The organism is Pseudomonas sp. G11, assembly GCF_029457515.1.
Lineage (GTDB): Bacteria > Pseudomonadota > Gammaproteobacteria > Pseudomonadales > Pseudomonadaceae > Aquipseudomonas > Aquipseudomonas gorinensis.
The window spans coordinates 4,246,352-4,261,937 of the sequence record NZ_CP120377.1; the positions used below are offsets into that span (position 1 = coordinate 4,246,352).

Annotated in this window: 19 protein-coding genes; 18 read left to right on the forward strand and 1 reads right to left on the reverse strand. The window is 57.2% G+C overall.

Going from position 1 to position 15,586, the window contains the following annotated elements:
* The first annotated feature begins 466 nt into the window (after positions 1-466).
* The 11 genes from P2T68_RS19605 to P2T68_RS19655 all read left to right on the forward strand — a co-directional run bounded on the left by P2T68_RS19605 (position 467) and on the right by P2T68_RS19655 (position 10,202).
* Positions 467-1,216: a hypothetical protein gene (locus P2T68_RS19605; protein WP_277378096.1), complete on the forward strand. Its 750-nt coding sequence runs from the start codon at positions 467-469 to the stop codon at positions 1,214-1,216.
* Positions 1,217-1,328: 112 nt separating this feature from the next.
* Positions 1,329-1,559 carry an AlpA family phage regulatory protein gene (locus P2T68_RS19610; RefSeq protein WP_277378097.1) on the forward strand — a complete coding sequence of 77 codons (231 nt, stop codon included), beginning with the start codon at positions 1,329-1,331 and terminating at the stop codon, positions 1,557-1,559.
* Positions 1,560-1,563: 4 nt separating this feature from the next.
* Positions 1,564-2,406, forward strand: coding sequence for a ParA family protein (locus P2T68_RS19615; protein ID WP_277378098.1), 843 nt, complete (start codon positions 1,564-1,566; stop codon positions 2,404-2,406).
* An 82-nt stretch (positions 2,407-2,488) separates the two neighbouring features.
* Entirely contained in the window at positions 2,489-2,698 is a 210-nt protein-coding gene (locus P2T68_RS19620) for a hypothetical protein (protein WP_277378099.1), read from the forward strand.
* 14 nt (positions 2,699-2,712) lie between these two features.
* On the forward strand, positions 2,713-4,299 hold the full coding sequence (locus P2T68_RS19625; protein WP_277378100.1) for a ParB family protein: 1,587 nt from the start codon (positions 2,713-2,715) through the stop codon (positions 4,297-4,299).
* Entirely contained in the window at positions 4,296-4,844 is a 549-nt protein-coding gene (locus P2T68_RS19630; RefSeq protein WP_277378101.1) for a DUF2857 domain-containing protein, read from the forward strand. Before P2T68_RS19625 ends, P2T68_RS19630 begins: the two co-directional genes overlap by 4 nt.
* A complete protein-coding gene (locus P2T68_RS19635) occupies positions 4,841-6,031 on the forward strand; it encodes an STY4528 family pathogenicity island replication protein (RefSeq protein ID WP_277378102.1) in 1,191 nt (396 codons plus the stop codon). The genes P2T68_RS19630 and P2T68_RS19635 overlap by 4 nt, the downstream gene beginning before the upstream one ends.
* A gap of 241 nt (positions 6,032-6,272) precedes the next feature.
* Positions 6,273-7,028 carry a PFL_4669 family integrating conjugative element protein gene (locus tag P2T68_RS19640; protein WP_277378103.1) on the forward strand — a complete coding sequence of 252 codons (756 nt, stop codon included), beginning with the start codon at positions 6,273-6,275 and terminating at the stop codon, positions 7,026-7,028.
* Positions 7,025-7,543 (forward strand): DUF3158 family protein, encoded by a 519-nt coding sequence (locus P2T68_RS19645; RefSeq protein ID WP_277378104.1) that lies wholly within the window; start codon positions 7,025-7,027, stop codon positions 7,541-7,543. Before P2T68_RS19640 ends, P2T68_RS19645 begins: the two co-directional genes overlap by 4 nt.
* Positions 7,540-7,989, forward strand: a complete 450-nt coding sequence (locus P2T68_RS19650; protein ID WP_277378105.1) for a single-stranded DNA-binding protein — start codon at positions 7,540-7,542, stop codon at positions 7,987-7,989. Before P2T68_RS19645 ends, P2T68_RS19650 begins: the two co-directional genes overlap by 4 nt.
* 245 nt (positions 7,990-8,234) lie before the next feature.
* Positions 8,235-10,202, forward strand: coding sequence for a DNA topoisomerase III (locus P2T68_RS19655; protein WP_277378106.1), 1,968 nt, complete (start codon positions 8,235-8,237; stop codon positions 10,200-10,202).
* 44 nt (positions 10,203-10,246) lie between these two features.
* Here the strand turns inward: P2T68_RS19655 and P2T68_RS19660 are convergent, their stop codons facing one another.
* Positions 10,247-10,504, reverse strand: coding sequence for a hypothetical protein (locus P2T68_RS19660; protein ID WP_133076199.1), 258 nt, complete (start codon positions 10,502-10,504; stop codon positions 10,247-10,249).
* Between the two features lie 209 nt (positions 10,505-10,713).
* Here P2T68_RS19660 and P2T68_RS19665 point away from each other — a divergent pair, with 209 nt between their 5' ends.
* From P2T68_RS19665 to P2T68_RS19695, 7 genes are all read left to right on the forward strand, one after another.
* The gene (locus P2T68_RS19665) at positions 10,714-11,055 is read left to right on the forward strand and encodes a helix-turn-helix transcriptional regulator (protein WP_277378107.1); all 342 of its coding nucleotides are present in this window, start codon (positions 10,714-10,716) and stop codon (positions 11,053-11,055) included.
* A 904-nt stretch (positions 11,056-11,959) separates the two neighbouring features.
* The gene (locus P2T68_RS19670; protein ID WP_277378108.1) at positions 11,960-12,541 is read left to right on the forward strand and encodes an STY4534 family ICE replication protein; all 582 of its coding nucleotides are present in this window, start codon (positions 11,960-11,962) and stop codon (positions 12,539-12,541) included.
* Between the two features lie 71 nt (positions 12,542-12,612).
* Positions 12,613-12,870 (forward strand): hypothetical protein, encoded by a 258-nt coding sequence (locus P2T68_RS19675; protein ID WP_277378109.1) that lies wholly within the window; start codon positions 12,613-12,615, stop codon positions 12,868-12,870.
* A gap of 100 nt (positions 12,871-12,970) precedes the next feature.
* On the forward strand, positions 12,971-13,465 hold the full coding sequence (radC, locus tag P2T68_RS19680) for a DNA repair protein RadC (RefSeq protein WP_277378110.1): 495 nt from the start codon (positions 12,971-12,973) through the stop codon (positions 13,463-13,465).
* Positions 13,466-13,517: 52 nt separating this feature from the next.
* Positions 13,518-14,264 (forward strand): ABC transporter substrate-binding protein, encoded by a 747-nt coding sequence (locus tag P2T68_RS19685; RefSeq protein WP_277378111.1) that lies wholly within the window; start codon positions 13,518-13,520, stop codon positions 14,262-14,264.
* Positions 14,265-14,370: 106 nt separating this feature from the next.
* Positions 14,371-14,913, forward strand: coding sequence for a PilL N-terminal domain-containing protein (locus tag P2T68_RS19690; RefSeq protein ID WP_277378112.1), 543 nt, complete (start codon positions 14,371-14,373; stop codon positions 14,911-14,913).
* Positions 14,910-15,581: a chemotaxis protein gene (locus P2T68_RS19695; RefSeq protein WP_277378113.1), complete on the forward strand. Its 672-nt coding sequence runs from the start codon at positions 14,910-14,912 to the stop codon at positions 15,579-15,581. The genes P2T68_RS19690 and P2T68_RS19695 overlap by 4 nt, the downstream gene beginning before the upstream one ends.
* Positions 15,582-15,586: the final 5 nt, after the last annotated feature.

The window sequence follows — 15,586 nt, forward strand, 5'->3', positions numbered from 1 at the left end:
TCCGATACGTGTACGCCGGCAAACACAAGTAAACCCGGCGTGAACGCTCCCTGATAGAGCTCGTATCATGCCGCAGGGTGTGCTGATCACTTTGATCGAACCGCACTTTTCAAAGCCTCCGGCGGAAGAAACCGTAACAGCTAGGCACCCTATTGCGCAGCAGCCTGTTGAAAAACAGTTTTCCACTGAGCGACATGGTAATCGGGCGAAGAATTATGTAAAAATTACGTAGACACAGGAAGGACTTCGCGATTATCGCCAAGAGAATTCGCAGCTTGCCACTCGTACCATTCAATGCATCCAGCAGATGACCGACATGCTGGGCGCACTAAGTGCCATCACTAAACCTCGAGTGATAGCGCAGAATCTTCACCCAAGTCGTCGCTCGAAAGCTGAATGATCGTGTAAATAGCTATAGGTGCGTAGCGGGAAGCCCATTCATGGAAAGGGGGAGGCGATCACCTGCATGTATATACCTAAAAATCACAATCCATACGCGAAAGTATATTATCGCCCCATCGAAGTAGCCTTGCGATGGTGCAATCTAATGGCCCATGAGGCAGAAGTTCTAGACGCATCCTGGCATAGCTCCGCCATGCTCAGCGAGATCTTTCCGCAATGGCCATGCCTACATGCCAACGCCGAAAGAATCCGCGACGCTATCCACCATAGAGAACTCCCTTGCGGCTGCTTCGGTATGCCGGCCAGCATTAATGCTACTGACGACTACAACCATGTAACAATCCGCCATACTGACCTCAGACTTTGGATGTCACGCTACTACCCCGACGAGAGACCAGCATTTCTTTTCGGACAGTCTCACGATCAGCAAGGAGCTATCAGTATCGGCAGCTATCTGGCCTTACAAGCGGACCGGGATACCTTGCAACTACAGGTAAAGAATCTGGAAGCATCCTATAAGCAGATATTGGATAAACTTAAAGTTGCTGGGCTGGAGAAGGAAAGTATCCATGATTTACTCAAGGCTAATAGTAAAGTCAGCGACCGCAGCGAAACCGCTTACCTTCATATCATTGGTGCAATGGTCAGTCTATTCCTAGACCACTCCCCTTCGGGAAAACCTCACTCGGTCTTCCGATCCCAAGCCGCCATTGTCGACGCCCTAACCGCTCATTTTAAAAACCTATCTGGCATTACCAAGCGCACCTTGGACGAGAAGTTTGCGGCAGCAAAGCGCAGCCTCAATAACAGTTGAGACGCATTGCACTGCAATTCCGTCGATTGCAGTGCAATGACTCTCACCCTCTTCTGCTATTCAATTCAGGTCATTTCCCACTACGCGCCAATCGGCGCCAGGAGTGACCAGCATGTCCAGCCAATCCGCCTCCATTGTTGAAATACGTCAACCGCAGGTCGAGCGCCACATCATGCGGCGCGAAGAAGTGGAGCGGAAAACCGGCTTCAAGCGGGCGCACATCTACAACTTGATGAAGGAAGGTAAATTCCCTCGGGCCAAACGCATTGGACTGCGCGCCGTCGGCTGGGACTCGCTGGAGATCGAACAGTGGATCACTGAGCGTTTGGCGCAGCAGGCCTGACGCCATGCGTGTGGTATCAGTGGTGTCCACCAAAGGTGGAGTAGGCAAAACCACAGTGGCTGCCAATCTCGGCGGTCTGCTGGCGGATGCTGGCCTACGCGTCCTGCTGCTCGACCTGGATAGTCAGCCCACCCTCTCCAGCTATTACGCCTTGAGCCACGAGGCCATCGCCGGTGCGTACGAACTCATTGCGCTCAATCTGACAGATCCTGCGCAGATCATTTCCACAACCACGATTGTTGGCCTCGACCTGATCCTCTCCAATGACGATCAAGGTCGACTGAGCACCTTGTTGCTGCATGCCCCTGATGGGCGACTGCGTCTGCGTAATCTGCTGGATGCCTTTCGCCCCAGTTACGACCTGTTTTTGATCGACACCCAAGGCGCACGCAGCGTGCTACTGGAGATGGCCATCCTGGCATCCGATCTCGCCCTCTCTCCCATCACGCCAGAAATGCTCGCCGCTCGCGAAGTGCGCCGCGGCACCTTGAAACTGCTCAGTGAGCTCGAACCGTTCCGCCACCTGGGCATTATACCGCCACCCTTGCGATTGCTCCTGAACCAAGTGAATGCCATTCGGGTGGACACTCGGATGATCATCCGTGGCCTGCGCGAAACCATCGCCGAGGCTACCAACATCTCGGTTCTAGACACCGTCCTTCCAGACCGAGTGGCGTATCTCAACGCCGCCTCCCTCGGTCTGCCGGTCCACCGAATCGAGACACGCCGGTCACGGGAACGACGCTCGCCATCAGCGCTGGAAACCATGCAAGCGCTGGCCATCGAGTTGTTTCCGGAATGGCGCGAAGCGATCTCTACGGTGAGCAGATGCGCGGAGATTCGATGAGACGAACCACCGAGCCGGCATTTCTCGCCAAGTCATTTTTTATCGACCTTGATGTCAACAGCGTTTGGCAAGGAGTCTTGTGATGTTGGATCAGCTTCCCATCATCGTTCAGCCATCCATTCGAATACACCATCCACCTTGCGAGGAATACTGCACCGTGGTCTTTCGCCTGCAGGGTGGGCGCTCGGCCATGGGGTGGTTCCTCGCAGAGCTTTCCCGACATTTCGAAGGTTCGGGGACTGCCGAGATCGTCAAGTTCGAGATCGGTGACCATCTGTGTAAACGGCGTTAACTGAGGTTGTTCAGATGAAGAAGCTCAGTCAGGAGGAGATCACCGACAAGTTGCACCAGGACCATTTCCCTCGGGGTCCACAACTGGAGCGGCTGTCCGATCCAGTCATCGATACACCCATGCTGGTCACGCTGGAACAGTTACGGCCCTATGAACACAATCCGCGCTTCATCCGTAATCCGCTGTATGACGATATCAAGGCCTCGATCCGTGAGCGTGGACTGGATCAACCTCCGCCGATTACCCGCCGCCCGGGTGAAACCTATTTCATCATCCGCAACGGCGGTAATACGCGCTTGGCAATTCTCGGTGAGCTGTGGCAGGAAACCCGAGACGAGCGTTTCTTTCGGATTCATTGCCTGTTCCGACCCTGGACCAATGAGATCACTGCCCTACTCGGCCATCTGGCCGAAAGCGATCTACATGGCCAGCTCACCTTCATCGAGCGTGCGCTGGCCGTGGCCAAACTCAAAACCATGCTAGATGCAGATGGAGCTGTGCTCTCGCAACGGGAGCTGGCACGACGTCTTGCCGCTGGGGGTTATCCCATTTCGCAGTCGCACATTAGCCGAATGCTCGACACCCTTGAACACTTACTGCCCGCCATTCCACAAACCCTGTATGCCGGATTGGGTAAACCGCAGATTGAACGCCTGATCGCTCTGCGCAGTCAGGCTGAGCGAACCTGGAACCGTTATCCAACCGACAGCATTGCGTTCGCCGATTTCTGGCTCGATACCCTGGGCCACTTCGACGCCGAACCCGAGGCCTTCGATCTTGAAAAAATCCAGGATGAACTGCTCGAACGTATGAGCCGCTTGCTCGGGCAGTCCTACCGCATGTTGGCCCTGGAGCTGAGCGATACCCATCGGGTCATCTCGACGCCAGGCGATGTCGTCACCACGCCCTTGGAGGACAGCCATCTGCCGAGCATTGATGAAGCCACGGCAGGACCTCCCTCCTCCGAGTCCCGTCCCAAATCAACTGAGACTAGGCCCCAGACCGAACCAACGCGAGAAGAACCGCTCACACCACCAGAAACGAATATCGCATCGGCGGTCAGTCCTCCGTCACGCGTTCAACAGATTCGCGAGCAGATCGATCGCGAGACCGCCACCGAAACAGCACCGAGTGTCGAGGGTTGCACGACCAACGACATCTGGACCATTGCACCAGCACTGGATTGCCCCGAACAACTGCGTTTAGCCATCGCCGGACTGGCACGGGAAATGGCGGCTTATGCCGGGCATCCCGAGAGCATCATCGATCAGAAGCTTGGCTTGGGCTTCGTCCTCAACATAGAGCGAGTTGATCTTACAGCGCCTCGCGCAGCCGGCGTTCACCTACTGCTCATGGCCCTGCTGCGCGCTCAAGATGAAGTGAACTGGGAGGATCGCAAGCAACTGCCCTCCGCCCTGTTCGGCCAGCTGTTGCTGGGGGTTTACCAACTTCCGCTCACAGATCGTCCCGCCATGGATGTGGGACTGGAGCGACTGCCCGACAGTCTGTTAATCAAACTGTATCGCCTCATCCGACTGGCCCGTCGCCTGATCGACTTAACGCTCCCCCCTGAAGATGACTCACCGAAGGAGCTGCCATGAACCTGTCCTTCAATGTGCTCAACCAGGCCATGCTGACTCAGGTACTGCATGAGCTACGCCTGGGTAATCTGCAACGCTGCAAAGCACTCGGACTGGGTGAGGACGACATCTACCTGTTGCAATCCTTACCGCCCACCACACTGTCGCGCCTGGCCCATGCCACAGTGTCTTGGGTCGAGGTCAAGATCGACTCGCCGGTGCTGCATCGGTTGATCGAGCAAGCCGAACGCGACGAGCAGAACGAGCGCTTGATCAACCGCGCGCTCAAGCTCGGCGCCAGCAGCACTATCATGTACCAATGCTTCGGCTTGGCGCATTCGGAAACCGCCCTGCGCCGACGGCTACTCAAGATAGAAACCCGTAAGGGCCGCCCTCAGCATTTGAGCGAAGCGCAGGAACATGCGCTCTGGCAGCGTTGGTGCCAGCTACGCTCTCAGGACGGTACCGGGGATCAGCTCGACGCCATGATGATGCTGGCGGAGGAGCAACAGATCAGCTTGACCATTGTTTGGCAGCAGATCGACCAGTACAGCAACGAAACATGAACACTCCCCCCTCCAGTCGCTGGCAGCGTGTACTACAGCAATGCACCCAGCAGCTGAGTGAACGCTGGCCCGCACGCCCTACCACTGAACAACCGTCCAACCAGGCTCTGCAGGCTGGCTTTCTGTTCAGTGGCCAATCACACGAAGTCGTGCCGCGTCGCCTGCTGTTGGATCATCGGCTGACACCATTGGAACGTAATGCCTGGCAGGTGTTTCGACTTATGCTGCAAGGCCAGGGCGTGGTCACACCGCGCTATGAGGATTTGCAGCCTTACCTCTCGAGCGTGCCCTACGGTGCGTCAGCCTCCCGTGAAACCATTGCTCGGGTGTTGACGATGCTCAGGCTCACTCGCTGGCTCAGCTTGGTGAGTCGCGGACGCGATCAGCTCAGCGGACGCCTTCAAGGTTCTCTGTACGTTCTGCACGATGAGCCGTTAACCCCCGCCGAAGCCATGGAACTGGATCAGGATTACCTGGCGCTGGTCGGACATGCCCTCCGTCATGCGACCAAGGCGGTGCGTATTGTCGCGCAGCACATTGTGGAAGAAATCCGCCAGGACACGAATATTGATCGGGATCGGTTACCGACGCGACTAGACAGTTGGGGGGATCATTGGACGCAGCAAGGATTGGATCAGGCAACCGATGCCACTCTGCACGATTCCGAACTGAGGGAAGATGCCCTCGTTCGGAATCGTGCAGGCCCTCGTTCGGATTCCGAACCGAGTCTGGACGCCAGTGTTTCTGGCACCGTTCGGAATCCGAACGCCGCCTGTACTGTATTAAAAGAAAGTATTTGTACAGTACCGCGCACGACCCCGGCGGTGGATAACCTGCACTGGCCCGAGCCGCTGCACCTGAGTCCGAACGAGCGTCAGGCCGTCACCGTGGCGCTGAACAAGCTCAAACCCTCGGATCGTCAAGCGGTACTCAACGAAGCCGGGGCACGCTGTGCGGCCGGTGGTATCCGCAAGCCAGCGGCCTATCTGATGGGACTGATCCAGCGAGCACTGAACGGCGATTTTCGTCCTTGGGCAGGTCAGACAGCGCCCTCACCCGTTGCAGAACCGCCCCCCACAGCACCGTCACGTCCGTCCCGAAAACAGGGCGAACCCGTCTCCACTCTCGCCCAAGCGTGCCTGAATGAGTTACGCCAACTGCGCAGAAAACGCCCTGGACCTCGGTAGATTTGATGCCAGTGGCATCAAATCTACTGAGGTCTACTTTGAGATTGCAAAGGGCCGAACCTGCGCAATCCGACCGATACGGCCATCGCCGTCCTGAAAAGGATGCCACTGGCATCACTCACGAACGTCCCCGAAATGAACCCTCTCACACCAAACCGAACAGACCGCATTCAGCTTTTTGGCTGCCCTTGACCCTTATCTGTCGCAACGTTTCCGTCCAAGCCTATGCGAGGACAACATTGTGGCCGACCACTATCAACTCAACCTGGGTTCATTGCGCAGCAGCATCACCCTGACCCTGCACACTCACCACGCCGCCCGTATCTGGCAAGGTCGGGCCGCACGCGAAGGCGTCCACTCGATCATGGGCATGGCCGGCTACATCAGTGTCACCAACCTGATCAAACAAACCGCGGCCCAGGACGATCCCTATGCCGACTGGGCCATGGTGCAACTCGAAGAAAAACTGATGCAGGCCAAGGCTGGGATGCTGGAACTGACCCAACAGCTGGATCGGATCAGGCAGGACCTACCGACACAGATCGACATGGGCGACAACCTCAACATCCACCCCGTCACCTTGCCGTTGTACATCGGCAGCCAGTTGGGTTTTCTGGCGGTCTACCTGCTGACCGACTACGACACCCTGGTGCGCCGGACTCTATTGGCTCATCACACCGCCCTGATCGGCCGCATCGACATGGAAGCTTGGATCGACGACGGTGCCCATCTGCTGCGCAGCCTGTTCGGCCAGGCACAGCGCTATCGGCATGCCGGCGTCACGCGTGATGACATGGCGGCGAACAACGCTCGTGCCCTGGCGGCCATCGAGAAGTTGGGTTTGCCCCCGATGGACATCCTTGAGGGGCATCGCCGCTCCCAGTTCGCGCCGCCGATCATTCGTCGTGGTGCTGTGGCAGTGGATGACGCTGACGCGTTGGCAGAGGAAGCAGAAGCCCCATCTGCGACAGTGGATGAACCGGAGGACGAAGTATGAATCCCATAATCTGGGCGCAACCAATGCTCTTTGCAGCGTTGACACCGGATGCCTATCGACAACTCGAACACGCAGCCTCCCTAAAAGGCCTTTTAAAACCCTTTAAGGGTAAGGGGGATTTGGAGCACCTGGCGCAGGTGGCGAGGAAAACCGAGGCGCAGCTATGTCACCTGATGGAGGCTGTCGTGCAGCAAGCCGGACAGCCCCCTTACTCACTGCTGGACATTCGATTGGTGTTGCAGAACACCAGCGCTGGCAGCACTTTTTTGCGTTGGCGCACCCGCGACTTCGCCCGTATGGGGGCTGCAGTCTGGGAACGCCAGGTCCGCAGCAAACCCCTGCCGCAGTTCGTACGCAAGGGATTGCACCGTTTCGAATGCGATCGCATTGCACTGAACCTGCAGATGAGCGTGGTGCATTCGCTCTACCGCCAGGCCACAACCTGTGCAATCAAAATGGCCAGTGCCGAACAGCTGCTGCGCCAGTTCACACCAGCAGTGGAGGTATCACGATGAGTACTTTTTTCGTCGGCGAAGGCAACATCGGCAGTGCGCCAGAGTTCCAAGAATTCGCCTCAGGCAATGACGAGCCACGGCGTTTACTGCGGCTGAATGTGTACTTCGACAACCCCGTACCACGCGAGGGCAGCTATGAAGATCGAGGCGGCTATTGGGCGCCGGTTGAGCTCTGGCACCGCGAGGCTGAACACTGGAGCACGCTGTACCAGAAAGGCATGCGCGTGCTCGTCGAAGGTCGTACGGTGCGCGATGAATGGGAGGACAGCGAAGATAACGCGCGGGTGACCTTCAAGATCGAGGCCCGTCGCGTCGGCATCCTGCCTCACCGCGTGCACAGCGTAGTCATGCGGGAACGCTCTAGTGAACCGGCGGCATCGGTGACACACGTCGGGCAAAACACAGAGCAAGCCAGTTCTCCTGCGTCGAAATCCAGAAAGCGCTGAGGGCAACCACCGACGGACTGACAGACTTCAGGCACAAAAATTGCGCCTTTGCGCGAAGTTGCTGAGCCATTTTTACTCTCTGCTCGTGAATACGCACACTGTCGTCGGGATGCGACGGGGTACAACCTCGTCCCCTACCTGGCTGCCCTGACTAAAAAATATGAGGATCCTTCGATTCAGGTTTCTCATATCCCTCACCTGCGGTTTCCAACAACGCTGCTCCGAACTCAATCCGGAGCAGTTCTATGCGCCTCTTCCTCTGCGAGAAACCGTCCCAGGGTCGGGACATTGCCAGGGTACTCGGGGCCACTCGGCGTGGTGATGGTTGCCTGATAGGCACAGAGACAACCGTCACCTGGTGTATCGGCCACCTGCTGGAAACAGCACCGCCTGAAGCTTATGGTGAACAATTCAAGAGCTTGTCGTTGGATCATCTACCGATCATTCCCGCGCAGTGGCAGGTTGAGGTCAAACCCAAGACTGCGGCACAGTTCAAAGTCATCAAGCGCCTGCTCAGTGAAGCGGCTACCGTCGTCATCGCGACCGACGCCGATCGAGAAGGTGAAATGATTGCCCGCGAGCTACTGGAACTCTGCAAGTATCGAGGTCCCGTTCAACGTCTTTGGTTGTCCGCACTCAACGAGGCGTCGATTCGCAAGGCACTTTCCTCACTAAAGTCTGGTCAGGAGACCTTCCTGCTTTACCACTCAGCCCTCGCCCGCAGCCGAGCCGACTGGCTGATCGGCATGAACCTGAGTCGTTTGTTTACCCTTCTTGGTCGGCGGGCGGGCTACGATGGGGTGTTGTCAGTGGGACGCGTCCAGACACCCACTTTACGTCTGGTAGTCGATCGGGATCGTGCGATTGCCAGTTTCGTCTCGGTGCCCTACTGGGAAGTGGAGGTGCACCTGTCCTCAATGGGGCAACCATTCATCGCGTCGTGGTTACCACCCAGTTCAGGGCAGGACGAGGCAGGTCGTTGCCTGCAACAAGCGCTGGCCATTCAGGCGACCCAAGAGATTTCTAGCGGTAAGACCGCCACAGTACTCGCGCTGCAGACTGAGCATTCCCGAGAAACACCGCCCCTGCCCTTCGACCTGAGTACCCTGCAGGAAATCTGCTCGCGCAAGCTGGGGCTCGGCGTTCAGGAAACCCTAAACATCGCCCAAGCCCTGTATGAAACCCACAAAGCCACCACCTACCCGCGCAGCGATTGCCGCTATTTGCCAGAGAGTATGTTCGACGAGGTACCCGCGGTATTCGATGCCCTGCTCAAAACGGATCCCGCGCTTCAGCCCGCATTGGGAAGACTCGATCGATCACTGCACTCCCGCGTGTGGAACGATGCCAAGGTCACCGCGCACCAAGCCATCATCCCCACCTCCGAGCCGGCGAACCTGGCGCGGATGTCCGAACAAGAACGCCAAGTCTACGAACTGATCCGTAGCCACTACCTCGCACAATTTCTTCCGCATCATGAGTTTGATCGGACCCAGGTCGAACTGAAGTGTGGCGAAGAACGATTGACCGCCGTGGGCAAACAGATCCTGGTCCAGGGCTGGAAAGTCTTGCTCTGCGAAAATACCGAAGAGGATGAGCCCAGTCACAAGTCCCAAGTATTGCCCGACTTGCAACAGGGGACTCAGTGCGCCGTGGACGACGTCGAACTCAAGTCCATGCGCACTGCCGCTCCCAAACCACTCACTGAGGGCGATCTGATCAAGGCGATGAAAAATGTGGCCAAGCTGGTCAATGACCCACGCCTGAAACAGAAGCTTCGGGACACCACCGGTATCGGCACCGAAGCCACGCGAGCCAGTATCATCAAGGGGTTGATTGATCGCGGTTATTTGCTGAAGAAAAAACGCGCCTTGATGGCCTCCGCGGCGGCCCATACCCTGATCGAGGCGGTACCCGCTGTAATCGCAGATCCAGGTATGACCGCGATCTGGGAACAGGCTTTGGACGAAATCGAAGCGGGACGTCTGACTCTTGATGCGTTCGTCGCCAAGCAGGCGAACTGGATTGCACAATTGGTCGAACACTGTGGCGCACTCACCTTGACGATACCTGTCGAAGCCGGCCCGAACTGCCCCATTTGCAACGCCTCAATGCTCAGGAGAAATGGGAAATCAGGGCCGTTCTGGTCATGCTCCCTCTACCCCGGCTGTAAGGGTACAGTGCCGATCAGAAAAGATACGCGTCGCCCATGACGCACTTACTGGAAATCGACATGAGTATTGGGGCCATGTTCTGCTCAGTGCATCATCAACGGCGGCTGATCCCTCTCTAAGTCGCTTAGCGGTTGTCCGATTTCACGGGCCAAGGCGATGCCGGTCGAAATCCATATCTGCCCTAGTTCGTTGAACGCTTTCAGGTGCGCAGGATTTTCGTTGAGCCAATGAACAAGGCTGTCGAAGTGTTCGGGGTTCTCAGGGTAATCATGGATCCTGATGAACAGCTCCAGTGTTCGATCCCAGATCAGATCCATGACGTTCTTGCTCTCCTCTTCCATGCTCAACCGTTCCTCCATTGGGTCCTATCGGACCGTTCATTTTCACTGGTCACTTCGGGCTCTGATTCCTGGAGGAATAAAACCCACGTCGCGATACACAGCGATTTAAGTCAATATATCAACCTACAAAGTTGATACTCAACCGTTAAGGATGTTCATGTCAATGGGTCTTTGCTCAACCATTCGGGTTGAACTGGAGAACTCATCACTTGGCACATAAACATCCAACCCAAGCCCAAATAGGGCGCATGATCGCGAAGCACCGGACCGAGCGTAATCTGACTCAGGAAGAGGTGGCTGAACGCCTGGGGATCGGTAGTGAAGCCATCTCGCGCCTGGAACGGGGTGTAGTGGAGCTTTCCGTGGTCAAGCTGATGCAACTGGCGGACATTTTCGACTGCCGGATGGATGAATTGCTGACGGAGTCGAGCAATCGCCCCCATGACCAAGGCCAGATGATCGCGGGCTTGCTGAGCGGACTGAAAGAAAACGACCGTGCCTTTATCTTGGCAACCGTCGAACAATTGGCGGCTCATCTCGGCAGCAAGTAACCTCTTTCATCGCGCTCGACGTAGGGTCTTATGAAGGAGCACCCACGGGCTTGACGTCGTGTTTCCCTCTCTGTTGTAGTAACTTCGGATCACCGCCAACGGCGACCCGAGACCGATTCGCTCCGGGCAGCTCGGTCGAACTTTTAGAGTTCGGAGCCTTCTCTTCTGCGGAATTTCATTCCTGAATTGTGCTCGACCTGATCGTGGTGGCGGATGACCACTGTTGCCTCTGCCAGGCAATAGCGGTCATCCGCTTCGGCGATCGTATTCAGTCCCGGAGCCCGCCGGGGAAACACGGGGCACCCTTTGTGCGCGGATGCGTGCCAGCATGTTCCGACCCAGGCCACGACAAGGGTCGGTTGGCGAATCATGGCGCAGTCAAGCCAAGTTTTGCGAGGAGCTTGTCGATTGCGTCAGACCGCCAAAGGTGGCTTTTCTCTTCCTCGCCTGGCACCCCGCCAGGCCCACTCTTCACTTTCTTCAGTCCAGTGACTGCCACCGTATTCCGGCGATAAAAAATTGGGTTGCAGCGTCTTGACGCTCCCCTGTGACAGGCTTATACAAAGGGCGTGGTTCGCTGTCGTTGACAGCCCAGCCCAGGTAGCTAGAACCTTCAAGGCTACGCCACGCTCGTGGTGGTTTACCCAAGTGCGATCAGCGTTCGGAAGCTCGCACGGTTACCGCTTCAGCGGTGATGAATGCCCACTACCCCATGTTTGCGGACCACCACCGCAGACGTTCCTCAGCTACACCGCTATTCCTCCAGACGCATCGTCTTGCTTGCCATCGGCTTGCCGGTGGCGAGTCGTTCATCGCTCGCCCTCACCTTACCCACCCTGACGGGGGCTCACTTTCCCGTCAGGGATTGTGCGTCGCCGTTTTCCCTTGAAACAGGAGAACCACCATGGCCCACGCCAACCACTCCCAAGAAGCGACCACTTACTTCAACCTGCACACCGTCGGTATCGGCTACCTCAACCGTGTTCGTGAAGTCGAAGTTCGCCGCGGCCAGCCATTCATGGCCTGCGTTATTGCAGCCCTGCACGGCGCCACCGATGCGGTCGAGTACACCCGCATCGACTGCAAAGTCGCTGGGGGTGAAGCTGAACGTTTGATTCGTCTTTATATGGACGCCGTCAACGCCGAGAAAAAGGTCTTGCTGTCGTTCCGTATCGGCGACCTGTGGATCGATCCGTTTCTCTACGAGAAAGGCGATAAACAAGGCCAACCGGGCGCCAGCCTGAAAGGTCGTTTGCTGTTCATCGACTGGATCAAGGTCAACGGCACGTTCGAGTACAAAGCGTCCGCCAGGCAGGAAGCAACAGCACCTGCTGAGCAAGCGCCAAACAGTGAGCCATCCCCACCATCGGCTGATGCCGAAGCTGAGGAGACCGACAGTCCACTGGAGGCCAGGATTGAACCTGAATCTCCACCCACTCCCCGCACGGCCCGCCGTGTCGCTCCCCGTACCGTTCAGTCCGTCTGAACAGTCCACGATGTCACTCATCAAGGCGCTCCTTCGAGCGCCTTTTCTCCAATCGGCACAGGAGAGCCAACATGGAATCCTTCTGGCTTTGTGACGACTGTCTGTTCGCTGCTGCTTACGAGGACTACAGCATGTTATCGCTCTACTACACGACGGATGAAATCGAGGAACGCATCGCCGGCATCCATCGTGGACAGGTTCGCTTAATGCCCATCAGTGCCGACTTTGATCCCGAAGCCGGTTGGGGAATAAGAGCCTTTTCCCCGTTGCCCTGCGACGGCTGTGGTTCACCCCTACACGGTCAACGCCACCGATTCACTCGGCTGTAAACAGCGCGCCAACGACTAACACCCGCGACTCTATATCCACCTCGGGGACACCACTCCTCTCGGGTGTGTACCCCTGATTGTTCCCTTCGGAGGTATCGCCATGAGCACCCAACTCACACTGATTGAGCCCTCGGATTTCGAGGCTGATCGCATTGTCCACGAGAACCAGCTGATCGACGAAGCGCTGCATATTCTGGATCGTCGGCTGTTCGCCCGCGGCCCTATCCTAACGTCGCCTGACACTGTGGCCTCATACTTAAAACTGCACCTTGCGCAACAAGAGCATGAAGTCTTCGGTGTGATCTTTCTCGATGCCAGGCACCGGGTGCTGGCGTTCGAAGTCCTCTTTCACGGCAGCATTGATGGCGCCAGCGTTTACCCCCGCCAAGTCGTTAAGCGTTCCCTCGCGCATAACGCTGCGGCCGCCATTTTTGTTCACAACCACCCCTCAGGGTGTACGGAACCCAGCCAGACGGATCGCGTCTTGACCGCACGGTTGAAAGAGGCCTTGGCCTTGATCGAAGTGCGCGTACTGGATCACTTCATCGTGGGTGAACGTCGTCCACTTTCCCTGGCCGAACATGGCTGGCTGTAACCCTCACAGGCGTCTTCGGACGCCTTGTTCATTTTCATTCTGGAGAACCCTCATGAACCCCACACACCAAGCCCCAGCCCTGCTGACGGCCCCCAACCCATTTGCTCGCGGCTACGACAACCTTCGTATCAAACGACTGCTAATGATCACCTACGAAGACGACTGCCCTCCCTGCTTTCGACCACTACACGACTCACAGCCCCATCTACCCGACGATGAACTGCAACTGTTCCCCTGCCTGTTCAATGACGATTTCGCCTTGATCAGCGAAGGCCAATCCATTCCGGTTGAGTTGCATGAACGCTGCCAATCCGCCGGCCTGGTGCGCCAAGTGATTTACGCCGTGATGGGAGAAGTGCTCAACGAGCGGTATCACGTCGGCGACCTGTACTCCCTGGAAGAAGCCCAAGCCATGGTCCATCGCTTGAGCTTCGAAACGGGACACTACAGTCGAGCCTGGGAGATCAGCACCGCACATCTTCCCGAAGAAGCGATGCTTTATCTGGAGGAGTGGGTCAGTCACTCCGCTCCGCGGCAAACCGGTCTTTTGTTTGAGCTTTTCGCGTTGCCGGATTGCTGCGGCATCGGTTGCAAACTGATCGGCACACCATGGACCGACGCTAACCTGGTGAAGATCGAGGGCCGTCCTTATTCATCGCTGAGACAAGAGCAGCTCGACGCCGGCACACCGGAAGCCCTGGTCAACGTACTGTATCTAGCGGCATTGGCGGATGTGCGATTGTTGATCTTCGACCCCGAGGCTGCCGTCTTGGATGGGCTCGCCATTTTTTATGAATAGCAACGCGTTCAGCGTTAACACGACCCGCCTTGAATCAACTTTCTCACTGAATCGCTCCTTCACCTCATGTCAGGTTCTGCACTGAATCTGACATGAGGTTTTTTCCATGGAGCGTTTTCTCACGCCTGTCTGCCTGCTGGGTTTGTTGAGCGCCTGCACCGCGACAATCCCCAACCCGTTGCCGACCCATCCAGAGATCGACAGTGGCTCCAATCGAGCCCAGCTCTCGAAGGGCGCAGCCGAAGGAAGCCATGCGGGAGAGCTCCGCTATGGCCGCTATACGCTGGTCAGCACCGAGCCCACGACGGAACAACGCGATCTTCTTGCCCAAATCATTGACGTGAGCATCCCGTCCAGTCTGAGTCCTTCGGTGCAGGATGCGCTGCAGTACGTATTGCAGCGCTCAGGCTATGCGCTCTGCCCCGTTACCGCGTCGGTGAGGGTGCTGTTTAGCCGCCCCCTACCCGCGGCCCATTACCGGCTTGGGCCAATCCCTTTGCGCAGCGCGCTACAAGTGTTGGCTGGCCCCGCCTGGCAACTCACGACCGATGAAATCAACCGGTCGGTCTGCTTCGAACAGCAGAAAACGGATCCCGGTGTCACGCTGATCACAACCGTCTCGTCCCATCAGTCGGAGGCGCGACCATGAAAGCCTCGACGTTTCAAACCCTCATCATTGGATTGCTTTGTCTGGCAGTCTCCGGTCTGAGCGGTGGTTTGTACAACCAGTTTCAACGCGTGGCCGAGCTACAGAGTACGAACACTCAGCACCTACACACTTTGGACACCCTGCAACGTGATTCAAACGCCCTCAAGGACGCCCAGGAGAAGCTGCAGTACGCGCTGAAAGACCTGAAGCAGATGGTCGATACCGGCGAGCAACAGGCCAATACCCTCGATCCGATGCTGGATCAGTGGGCGCAAGAAATACAGGAACTGCGCGACGGTCTGGCAGCCCGCGCCACCGTGGCAGACCTGACAGCGCTACGCGCACGCCTTGAGCACGTCGAGCAGCAGCTCCTGGGGCTCAAAACTCTGTCATCAACTCCACCGTCGACGCCTTCCGCAACCAAACCGAAAAAGACCGCTCGCCCCAAACCCACCCCGCTCTCGCCACCGTTTTCAGTATTGAGTGTCGAGTCCCGCGGTGGTGAGCGCTTTCTGGCGGTCGCACCTCATGACAGTCGCTCGCTCACGGATGTCCGGCTGCTACATAGCGGTGAGCAGCAAGGGGCTTGGCGCCTGAAAATACTGAAGCCGAACTCAGCCATCTTCGCGGTGACCGCTCAGCCAGATCAGACCGTGCACCTCCCTTGAGAAGT